The organism is Streptomyces sp. NBC_00400, from assembly GCF_036048035.1.
Lineage (GTDB): Bacteria > Actinomycetota > Actinomycetes > Streptomycetales > Streptomycetaceae > Streptomyces.
Genome location: NZ_CP107940.1, coordinates 3,616,220 through 3,628,508, shown reverse-complemented (window position 1 = coordinate 3,628,508; position 12,289 = coordinate 3,616,220). Strand labels below are relative to the sequence as shown.

Sequence of the window (12,289 nt, the reverse complement as noted above, 5' to 3'; positions counted from 1 at the left end):
GCCGCTCTCCGGTGGCTGGACGGCAGGGACCCGGACGAGGTGATCCGGGAGGTGCTGGAGAAGGACCGGCCCGGAGAGACTCAGTTGCTGCGGGTGTTCTGGGCGCGGGTCAAGGCGTACGACGTGCTGGGCCGGGACGGTACGGACGCGGTGGCGCTGGCCCGGAGGGTGCTCCACCTGGAGTCCGCCGAGACCGTGGACGAGGCGCGGCTGGAGGAGCTGCGCTGGACGCTGACCCGGGCGTTCGCCGAGGGGCGCGACGCGGCCGATCCCGATGTGGCGGCCGCGTACCACCTCCAGCACGTCAAGCTGCTGGGTTCCGACACCTCCTTGAGCACGCTGGACCTCGTGCGCGCAGCACGGAAGGGCCGGGACTTCACCGGCGAGTCGCCCCGCCCGGTGGTGGATCTCGCCTACAGCGGGTCCGACGGCCGGCCGTCGGAGGCGCCGTGGCTGACCGAGGGTGTGAAGAGCTCGCGCCCGGACCCCTACCTGGTACGGGCCAAGCTGGATCCGGCCGACCCGAACCATCTGCTCCTCGTCGCCCGGGGCCGTACCTGGCGGGTGACGCAGCGGGAGTTCATCGAACTGCTCGCCGAGGACCCGGTGCTGCAGAACCTGAAGGACGTCGTCTTCCGGCGGTCCTCGCTGCGGGTCGACGTCGTGCTGGACATCCCGGAGCTGGACCGGCTGGCGCCCGGCATGGCGCGGCGCCTCGCCCAGCGGCTCGGCCGGCACGTGTGGTCGACGGCCCTGCGGACCAAGCTGCGCAAGGGCGGCCGGCAGGGCAGCTCGGTGCTCGGCGTGCGGGACCGGGCCGCCGCTTCGGGCACGTCGTCCGGCGTCACGTGGACCGAGAGCCAGCCCGAAGACCCGGCCGAGCCGGTGGAATCCCCGGGCTCCATACCGGACCCGGTGCCCGAGCATGCGCCGCTGCCGGGCGAGGCGGCTCCGTCCGCTCCGGCAGCAGCCGGCGCGAGTGGCCAGAGGGCCGGCATGCGCCCGGCCGTCGGCGCCGACGTCGCCAGCGCGGCCGACCTGGACACCGGGGCCGACACGGACACCGCGTCGGACACGGACAGCGAGTTCAGCTCCGCGCGCCCCGCCGACCCCGGCCCGCGGAACGTCGCCGCGACACGGGTCATCGCCATGGCGATGAGGGCGGACGCGCCGACGCGCCTGGCGGACCGTGGGCGCACGGACTCGGCCTGGTCCGACACCGCGTCCACCGCGTCGGAATCCTCGGTCTCGTACCGCCTGTCCCGTTCGTTGTCCGTGTCGTCGTCGGCATCCGTGTCGTCGATGTCCTCCATATCGTCGATGTCCTCCGTGTCCTCCGCATCCTCCCGGCCGGACCCCGGAGTTCTGGATGCCGCCCGGAAGGATGCGGCCCGGAAGTGGGTCATGGCCCGGTCCGGGGCCGGCCAGTCGATGCCGGGCCTGGAGATGACCGGCACCGCCGCGCGCCCGGCCTCCGCGCCGCACACCGAGCCGGTGGCCGCCAAGCCGGTGCAGCCGCTGCCGGAGGTGACGCTGGTGCCGTTCGCCGCGGGGTCGGACACCCCCGCGGACTCGCTGGACCTCCAGCGGCTGATCGTCCGGGTGGCCGAGACCGGGTTGCGCAACCGCGCGCTGGGAGTGTCCCTGCCGGACCTCCACTTCACCGGATACGGGGCGGACGCGCCGCGCGACAGCGACCGGAACCGGATGCGGAGCGCGCTCCGGCTCGGCACCGAGCGCGCGGAGGCCGCGCAGGACGAATTCCTGGCGGAGCTCGACGACGAGCTGGCGGACCGGCAGTCCGGCGTGCCCGCGGAACTGCGCCTGCACGCCTCCGACTTCGTGACGCGCGCCACCGGCCAGGTGCGGCTGCCGGAGGGCGACCCGGTGATCGCCGCGCTGGCGGGCACGGCCGGGGCCGCGGACATCGAGCGGCAGGCGACGCTGGAGTTCCTGTACGACCCGGAAACGGCGGCGGTGGAGACGCTGGACAAGCTGCGCGGGCAGGACCGGCGGCTGGACGGCAGGCCGCTGGACCTGGACGCGGCGACGCGGCGCATCCTGCACCTGACCGAGGACGCGGAGGTGAGCGCGGAACAGCGCGCCGAGCTGTACGCGCTGTGCTGGGACGCCCGGGAAGCGGGACGGGCGACGAGCATGGCGGCGCTGGCCGTCTTCCACCTGGAGCGGACGCTGGGCGTCCTGGCGCCCCGTCGGAAGCGGCACTTCACCCAGGGGATGAGCACGAACCGGACCTACGGCCTGAACTGGAGCGAGAAGTCCGTCACCGGCCTGGACACCACCCGGTTGCGGACGCGCGACCTGGACAGCAGCACCACCTACACGGAGCACTGGTCGGGTGTCCCGTGGCGGAAGACCCCGCAGGCCTACGTCGTGGCGGGCGACATGCGCGACGGCAAGTACGTGGTGCGGCCGGACGACGGCCGCGAAGTGCTCATCGACTTCGAGGAGTTCGCCGAGCTGGTGGCGCTCGACGTGCGGCGCCAGAAGCTGCGCCGGGGCACTCCGATCGTGCTGGCGATCCCGTTCGCCGGCGACGGGCTGCTGGACGGGCCGCGCCTGCTGGCGCACCGGACCGGGATGACGGTGTTCGCCCACAGCGCCGAGGTGGGGCTGGCCCAGCCGGACGGCACGGTGTCCACGGCGCTCGTCGTCCGCCGGAAGGGGGAGCGGAAGGGCGAGTGGATTCCCAGCCGGCCGGGTCTGGCGCTCGACCCGCTGCGGGGAGACCCGATGGCCGAGTTCCGGGACGTGCAGACCCAGGCCATCATCAGCGACCGGACGGGCGAGCAGATCGGGCGCCGCTCCTTCCACCGCAAGGACCTCGTCGACAACGGCTTCGAGGAGGCGAGCCGCCACCTCGACACGATCACGGAGGCAGTGCACTACAACCCCGTCACCCACACGTACTCGGCACCGTTCACCATGCCGGCGCCCGGCCCGCTGAGCGACGCGTTCTTCGAGGACTTCCACGCTGATCCGCGGGGGCCGCACCTCGCGCTGCGCAACGGTGATTCGCGGGCGCTGTTCGGGCGCGAGCCCCAGAAGCGGTGGCACCGGCGCAAGAGCGTGCTGGAGCGGCCCCGCCCCTGGATGGACATCCAGGGATGCGCGACGGGTGACTACCGGGACGTCTCCGTGCCGAGCACGGCCGATTCCCGCACGAACGAGGGCAAGTTCACCGCGGACCCGCTCGCACAGCTCCCCTACGGGCAGCGTGTCGCGAACGACAACGAGCAGCCGGTACGTGCCACCACCTGCATGGACACCCTCGACACGGTGAACGGCCGCCGCGTCCGGGTGCTGTTCACCGACTTCTGGGGCCGGGAGGGCCGGATCGTCATCTTCCTGCCGGAGCCCAAGGGCGCCGAGTTGGACCGGTTGGCCGAGGTGGTCGGCTGGCATGACGGTTCGGGTGAGGCGTCGGCCGAGGTCCGGTTGCGGGTGTTGCGCGGGGTGCGGGCGTTGCGGCTGGTGTTCGGCTGGAATGTCAAGGCGCAGGCGGAGGCGGCGCGGCAGGGCGGCTACGAGGAGTTGTTGCGGGGCTTCGCCGCGCTGGATGACATGTGGCGGGCCGACGACCGGTTCGCGGGGCTGGGCCGGTTCACGTTGGACATGTTCCACCGGGTGGTGGCGGCCCGGCCGGAGGGTGGCGCGGATGCGGACCAGGGTGCGTACCGGGCGGTGCTGGCGGCGGCCGAGCCGGCGGGCACGTCGCTGCGGGACTTCGTGCCGGGGCTCCCGGACGCGGTGGACCGGGCGGTCGCCTGGGCGAGCGGTGCGGACCTGGCGGGGGAGGCGGCCGAGGCCCTGCGGACGGACCGGGACGCGGTGACGGACGCGGAGCGCTCGCGGATGTTCTGGGCGCGGGTCAAGGCCGAGGAGACGTTGGCGGGGCTCGACGCCGACGCGCTGCTGCCGAAGGTGCTCGGCATCGACCCGGCCATCGACCCGAACGACGCGCTGCGCGCGCAGGTGACGACGGCCTTCACCTACGCGTACGCGGCCGGCTGGGACGGGTCCGACCCCGACGTGGTCGCCGCCCACCGCCTGGAGCGGATCGGCGCCCAGAGCGAGGACACCCTGCTGAGGGCGGCCTACACCGCCGAGACCTTGACGGCGCTGAAGAGGGAGCGGGAGGACAACGAGCAGTCGGGACAGCCGGAGGCCACGTTCTCCGCCGACCTGTACGACAGCCCGGGGCGGGACTTCGGGCCGGGTCCGAAGCCCGACCGTGTCGACCTGTCCCAGGTCCACACGCCGTGGGGGCTCGGCAAGGTGAGCTGGACCAGCCCGAAGGACCATGCGGCATCGTCCCCGAGCCCTCTTCTGGTGCGGGCGGCCGTGGACCCGCGGGACCCGGACGTCGTCCGGGTACGGCTGAACGGGACGGACCACGACGCACCGCTCGACGTCTTCCTCGAACTGCTTGCGGCCGACCGCGAGTTCATGAAGCAGGGGCCGGACGTTCCCCTCGTGCTGTGCCTGGACGGGCTGGGTTCGAACGCCAAGAAGGTGGCGCGGCGGTTCGCCGACCGGCTCGCCCGGACGGTGTGGTGGACGGAATACGACGTGGACCTGTCCGAGAAGGGCGACAGCGGACTGCCGGTGCTCACCGTGCACGCCCCGCCCGGCTCGACGGTGCCGCCGAACGGAGGCTGGCGGCGGAGGCTGCCCCGATCCGTTGGGCAGGCGGGAGCCTCGCTCGCGGTAGCGCCCCCCGTGCCGCACTCCGGCGGCCGTGCCGCCGACTCCGCCCCCGCCCCGTCCCCGGACCCGGACCCGTCCGCCGCGGCGCGCGCCGCCGTGCGCGCCGCCCTGGGGGGCGTGTCCGCGGCGGATGCGTACGCGGCGGACGTCTTCGACGCGGACTCGGACTTCGAGACGGACATCGACTCGGACAGCGATACGGACGCCGGGACGGCGGACGACGGACGCTCCGTCGTATCCGACGCGGGAACCGACGCCACCCCGGACGACGCCTCCTCGGTCATGTCCGACGACGTGTTCTCCGTGCTGTCGGACACCGGCACCACCGCCACATCCGACGACGGGACCCCGGACACGTCCGACGTCGAGTCCGACGACACGTCCGACGACGAGTCCGGCCCCTATCTGCGCCGGGCGGCGGACACCGCGCGCGCTCCCGGACCGCAGGACGGTCCGTCCAGCACCTCGACCGTCCTCCCGGTGCACACCAGGCCGGTGCACACCAGGCCGGTCCACACCCGGCCGGTCACCGACCAGGCCGCCGCGCCGTCCGCGGACCCGGCGGCGGACGTTCCCTCGCTGCTCCCCACGCTGTTCGCGGACCCGGCGTCGGACCGGACCGAGCTGACCGCGGTGGAGCGGGACGGGATCCGGAAGCTGGTCGGCCAGGTGGCCGCGCTCGGCATCCGGGCGCGGGGCGAGGCGCTTCCGCTGCCGTCGGTCACCGTCCACGGCTACGGCGCGGGTGCCTCCGGCCGGACATCCGTGGCGGAGCGTCGTGCGGAGGCCGTGTACGAGGAGTTCACCCGCGGCCTGGACAAGGAGCTGAAGCGGCTCCAGCGCAGGCTCACCACGGACGCGACACCGTTGCGGGTCTCGGACTTCAGCATCGACTGGGAGGGGCACGAGGAGAGCGCCCCCGCCGCGCCGGCCGCCGGAACGGGTGGCGCGGCGGCGAGCCCGCAGGCCGCGGTGCGCGTCGCCGTTCCGCCGCGCCTGGAACTGCGGGACCTGCTGGACGCGCTGCGGCGGCGGGACGCGCGGCTGCGCGGCGGCGACTTCACCCTGGCGGCGGTGGCGCGCAGGGTGCTGCACCTGCCGGACGGCGCGCCGGTGGACACCGCCGCGCGGGAGGAACTGTTCGCGCTCACCGAGGCGGCGCGGGCGGCGGACCGGGCGGGGAGCCTGGGGGCACTGGGCGCCTTCCACCTGGAGCGGCTCGGGCTGCTCGACGACGACCGGACCACGCACTTCACGGTGGACGAGACCCGGGTCCCGGGGCTCAACTGGTCGGGCGTGCAGGTCCAGGAACTGCGGCCGGGCGCCGTCGGCGTCCGCGTGCCCGGCACCAAGGACTCCCTGTACGCGCTCCCGGCCAAGTGGCCGACGGGCACGACGCCGTACGTGGTGGCGGCCGAGGGGCGGTACGACCGGGTGGTGGTCCGGCTGCCGGACGACTCCGAGCTGACACTGGACATCGAGGAGTTCGTCGAGCTGGTGGCCGCGGACACCCAGCGGCGCGGACTGCCGGAGGGGACGCCGATCGTGCTGGCGATCCCGTTCGCCGGAGACCGCACCCTGGACCTGCCGCGCACGCTCGCGGACCGCACCGGCAGGACGGTGTGGGCGTACAGCGGCGAGGCACGGCTCGGTACCGGCAAGGACGGGGTGGGCGAGGTCCAGATCTTCTCCCCCGGGACGCGGCGGGGCGACTGGATCGAGAACCCGCCCGGGATGGCGCCCGACCCCGACGACGCCCCTGCGGACTGGTACCCCAAGGTGCTCACCCGGGCCATCATCAGCGCCCTGACCGGGAAGCACATCGGGCGCTCACTGCACAAGGAAGACGATTTCACGCTCACGCAGCACAGCTCGTACTTGGACCAGATGACCACGTACGTCCACGTCAACCCCGCGACCGGCGGCGTCTCCGTCGAGCGGCCGTTGCCGCGGCCCGAACCGGGCCCGGGCGAGGAGCCCTTCGGCGACCCGTACGCCCTGGACGCCCACGCGGAACCGGGCGGCGTCACGGTCCCCATGGAGGGGGGCGGGAGCAAGCGGTTGAGGCGGGGGTTCGTGCGCTGGCTCAAGCGGCGCAAGAGCCTGACCGCGCCCCTTCTCCCCGTGCCCCCCGAGCGGGGTGGCACGGGGCGCCCCGCGCAGAAGTGGCTGGACCTGGTGCTCTGTTATGCCGGGGCACTGGAGGACGACGCCGTCGACCCCCACTTCTTGAACGACTCCTACTCCGGGCCCTTCGTCGCCGATGTGCTCGACACGATCAGCTTTGGGCAGCAGATCGCCAACGGGTTGGGAATGGTCACCCGGGTCTCGTACCTCATGCAGGCGACGAGGGGCACGAAGCTGCTGCGGAGGTACCGGCGGGCGATGATCGGTGACGCCCAGGGCCGCCGGGGATGGTGGGACATCTTCCGTCCGGAGCCGTCGGAGCGGGTGTTGGACCGGCTGGCGGCGGTGGTCGGCTGGCACGCGGGCACGGGCCCTGCTCCGGAGGAGGTGCGGGTGCGGACGCTGCGGGCGGTGCGGGCGCTGCGGTTGGCGTTCGGGTACCGGGTGGAGTACGGGAAGGACTACGAGGACCTGCTGCGCGGGGTCGCCGCGCTGGACGGGATGTGGCTGGCCGACGACCGGTTCGCGGGGCTGGGGAGGTTCACGATGGACCTGTTCCGGCGGGTGGTGGCCGCGCACCCGGCCGGTGGGCAGAATCCGGACGACGCCGCTTTCCGTGCGGTGCTGGCCGCGGCCCGGGACGCCGCGCCGGGCACCCGGATACGCGATTTCGTCTCGCTCCCGGCCGTGGAAGAGGCCCTGGCCTGGGCACGGAACGTGGACCTGGCGGCCGGAGTCGTGGACATCCTCGAACTGCCCGGTCCGGACGCGGTGAGCGACGCCGACCGGTCGCGGGTCTTCTGGGCGGCGGTGAAGACCGCCGAGGCACTGCCCGCACCCGGTGCGGAGCGCAACCGGCTCGCCGCGAAGGTGCTGCACCTGTCCGACGCGAGTACCGGGAAGGGCGCCGACCACGCCGCCCTGCGCTCCCTCTACACCATCGCCTTCGCCCAGGGCCGTGAGGTGACGGGCCCGGACGTGGTGGGCGCCCTGCACCTGGAGAGGACCGGCCTGCTGGATGACGGCACGGCCCTGAGCACACTCATGGGCCCGGACACGGCCGAGGGGCGCGACTTCACCGGCGGAGAGAAGCCGGCGAAGGTGAATCTCGCGCGGATCGAGACCCGCGCCGGGTCGAAGGCGACGCCGTGGAGCGGAGCGGGCAAGAGGACGGGAACGAAGAACAGGCCCGTCCCCGCCCTGGTGCGCGCCGAACTCGACCCGGCCGACCCGGGTTTCGTGTCCCTGACCTTGGACGGTGAAACGGACCGCGTCCCCGTCGGCGAACTGGTCGAACTGCTGGCCGTCGACCCTCAGCTGCGCCGGCAGCCGCTGGACGTCCCGGTGGTCCTCGCGATATCGCACCTGGGCCGGCGGGCGCCCGGACTGGCCCAGCAGATCGCGCAGCGGCTGGGGCGGACCGTCTTCTGGACCGATTTCGAGGTGGGCACGTCGAAGCAGGACATCAACGGCGTGCGGGTGCTGACGCTGGACTTCGATCCCGGTCCCGAGCCGGACTCCGACACGGACTCGAGTTCCGACTCCGACTCCGACTCCGACTCCGACTCCGGACCGACGCTGCGGAACAGCGGCTGGCAGCAGGCCCGGCCGAAGGACCCCGAGGACCCGGCGGAGGTCCCGCGGCCGGGTGGCGCCGCGCCGTTCGACCGGCCCGACTCCGCCGCGCCCGCCGACCGGACCGGCGGTTCCGCCGGACAGCTCCGGACCCGGGCCGCGGCCCCGGACGGCGGGCGCACCGCCGCCGACCGGCGCGCCCGCGCCCGTGCCCGGACCCGCGACCGGGCCCGGGTGCTGGCTCGTTCCACCTCCGGGCAGCCGATGCCCGGGGTGGGGGCGGAGGGTTCCCCCACGCCGTCGCCGGCTTCGCCCGTGCCGTCGGCACCGGCTTCACCCGTGCCGTCCTCGCCGGTCGCGGAGCCGGTCGCGGAGCCGGTCGAGGCGCCGCTGCCGGCTCTGCCGTACGCGACGCTGGTGCCGTTCGTTCCCTTCACCGCGGTGTTCACCGATGGCGACGAGGACACGGTGGGGCGGCTGGCGGAGCAGGTGGCCTGGGCGGGGCTGCGCAACCGGCGGCTGGGTGTGTCGCTGCCGGAGATCGACATCAGCGGCTACGGCGCCGACACCGTGCGCGGCGGTCCCGGCCAGGACTGGGAGGCGGACGCTCGGCAGTCCGGTGAGCAGCGTGCGCAGCGGACCTTCCGGACGTTCATGCGGCGCCTGGCTCTGGAGCTGCGGGACCTTCAGCAGGACCTGCCGGCCGAGGAGCGTCTGAAGGCCAAGCACTTCAGGGTCCGGACGCGGAGCAAGGCGAGTGTCTCGGACCGCACCTGGGCGGCGACCGCGCCGGAGCGGGCGGATCTGCGGGAGGCGAAGGACCGGCACGCCACCCTTCAGGTCTGGCAGGAGGCGGACGCGGAGGCGGTGGAGTTCCTGGACGTGCTGCGCGGGGAGGACCGGCGGTGGGACGGCAAGCCGCTGGACATCCCGGCGCTCGCCCGCCGGGTGCTGCACCTGGGCGAGGGCGCGGTCGTGGACGCGGCGGTGCGCGAGAGGTTCTTCGCGCTGGTCCTCCGGGCCCGGAAGGCGGGCATGACGCGGGGCTTCGCGGCGCTGGCGGCCTTCGATCTGGTGGAGCGCGGCACGGTGGCGGGCGACCGGGCCCGGCACTTCACCAAGGACAAGGTCCGGGTACCCGGCCTGAACTGGGCCCCGGCGTCCGAGGTCCTGGAGCTGGACACCACCCGCCATTTCGTCCACCGGCAGTCGGCGGACGGCACGGACTCGTGGCAGGAGCTGCCGGGGCGGACCGTTCCGTGGGGGAGCGACTCCTGGCAGCGGCCCTACGTGGTGACGGGTGTCGGCTCGTCCGACGGGATCCAGGCACGGCTGCCGGACGGGTCGTCGCACCAGCTGGACATCGAGGAGTTCGCCGAGCTGGTGGCGGCCGATCCGGCGCTGGCGGAGCTGCCCGCCGCCAACCCGATCGTGCTCGCCTTCGCCGAGGCCGCTGACGGGCTGATGGATCTGCCCAGGCTGCTGGCGGACCGGACCGGACGGACGGTCTGGGCGCACACCGGTGAGGCGGCGCTCTGCATGCGGCCCGGCGCCGCGAGCACCGTGGACGTGGTGTACCGGTGGAGGGAACGAACGGGTGACTGGGCAGCGAGTCGGCCGGGTATGGCGTGGGACCCGCGGGACGGCGACCCGCTGGCCGAATTCCGTGACGTACTGACCCACGCCATCATCAGTGAGCGGACCGGCTTGCAGATCGGCCGCTCCGCGCACTCTGTCGAGGACTTGGTCGACTTCGAGTTCGAGGACCAGGGCCGTTATCTGGACCAGATCACGACGTTCGTTCACCGCAACCCCCTGACCGGGGAACTCTCGGCTGAGTTGCCGCTGCCGGCGCCCGGCAAGGAGAGCGACGCCTTCCAGGAGGACACCCACGCCTCCCCTCAGGGACAAGCTCTGCCACGGGACGACGGCAGCGACCTGCAGCTCTCCGAGGACCAGCCCCTGCGGGACTGGTACCGGCGCAAGAGCATCTCCGGCACCTGGTTGTCGATCGGGGGGTGCTCGGCCGGTGCGTTCCAGGACTCGTCCATGCCGCGGATACGCGACCTCACCCACTTTGTCGAGGGGAGCTTCGTCCCGGATCCGCTGGCGGTGGTCCCGCACGGGCAGCGCATCGCGAACCTCACCCGCCTCGGGGTGCGCTCCGCCAACCGCTCCCAGGGGCTGACGAGGATCAACGGCAAGTACGTCCGGTACCTGAACACGGATGCCTGGGGGCGGCCGGGAGAGTGGATGATCTTCCTGCCGGAGCCCGAGGACCCCGAGCTGGACCGTTTGGCCGCCGAGGTGGGCTGGCTCGCCGACACGGACGAGGCGCGGACGCAGGCGCGGGAGCGGACGCTGCGCGCGGTCCGGGCGCTGCGGCTGACGTTCGGCTGGGACATCGAGCGGACGTCCACGGAGGCGGAGTACCTCGGCCTGCTGCGCGGCATCGCGGCGCTGGACGACATGTGGCGGGCGGACGACCGGTTCGACGGCCTGGGCCCGTTCACGATGGACCTGCTGCGGCGGGTGGTGGCGGCCCGCCCCGAGGGCGGCCCCGACGCCAGGCAGGCCGCGTACCGGGCGGTTCTGGCCCAGGCCGCGGCGGCCGGGCCCGGCACCACGCTCGCCGGCTTCGTGACCCTTCCGGCGGTGGACGCTGCCCTGGCGTGGCGGGGGAAGGTGAACCTGGACGAGGACACCTCCTACGCCCTGGCCGTGAGCCAGACCGCGGTGGGTGCCCCCGAGCGCTCGCGGATGTTCTGGGCCCGGGTCAAGGCGGAGGAGACACTGCGCGCGTCCGGAGTGGATCCGGACGGTCTGATCGCCGGCGTGCTCAACCTCAACCCACGGCTGGTACCCGACGACTTCCTGCGCGAAGAGATGTGGCAGGCCTTCACCGTCGCCTACGCTGCCGGACGCGATGCCTCCAACCCCGCCGTGGTGGCCGCGCACGAGCTGGAGATCGACGGCGCGATGGGCTCGGACAGCCTGCAGGACACCGTCCTGGGAACATCCCTCGGCGACGGGCGGAACTTCGGGCCGGCCGATGAGCACCGGGAAGTGGATCTGTCCTGGATCCGGACTCCGAGCGGGCCGGAGCGCGCCAAGTGGCAGCCCACGGATCCGAAGAGTGGCCCAGCACAGTGCCCCCACCTGATTGTGGCCACCCCGGACCCGCTCGACCCCGGCCGCATCAAGGTGCACGTGGGCGGGAGGGAGTGGCGGGTCACGCTCGACGCGTTCGTCGAGCTGGTGGCCGCCGACCGCCTCCTGAAGGGGCGTCCGAGGGACGTCGACGTCGTGCTGGCCCTGTCGGAGCTGGGCAGGCTTGCTCCCCTCCTGGTGCAGCGGCTGGCCGACCGGCTGGGCCGGGGCGTGTGGTGGACGAGCCTGCCGGTGGAACTGGTCAAGGGGGGACCAGACGGACGCTCGCTGCTCGAACTGAAGAAGGGCCACCCGGGAACGCCCGCACCGACCGCCGACGCCTGGGGAAGGACGGGGCCCCGACACCACAACTCTCCGGCGGCGTACTCCGTTTCCGTCCCGCCGCCGGTGTCCCGTTCCGCCGACCGCGCCGCGGTGCGCGCCGCGCTGGGGTCCGGTGTCTCCGCGTCGGACGTCTTCGCCGCGGACGTCTTCGAAGCGGACGCCTTTGACGTCTCTGATGCCTCTGACGTTTCCGACCTCTCGGACCCGGACGACTCGGCCTCGGTCACCTCGGAGGGGGCGTACTCGGACTCCGGGTACGCCGGCTCCGTGGCGACCGAGTCCTCCGAGCTGACCGATTCCTCCGAGCTGACCGAGTACTCCGAGGCGACCGAGGACTCGGGGTACGCCGGCTCCGAGCCGG

At 73.5% G+C, this 12,289-nt stretch carries 1 protein-coding gene (only partly in view); it reads left to right on the top strand.

This entire window lies inside a single protein-coding gene on the top strand: locus tag OHS81_RS15840, encoding a lonely Cys domain-containing protein (protein WP_328385408.1). The 62,544-nt coding sequence extends 36,018 nt beyond the window's left edge and 14,237 nt beyond its right edge, so the window shows coding positions 36,019-48,307, spanning codon 12,007 (complete) through codon 16,103 (partial); the first codon wholly inside the window starts at position 1. Both the start codon and the stop codon lie outside the window.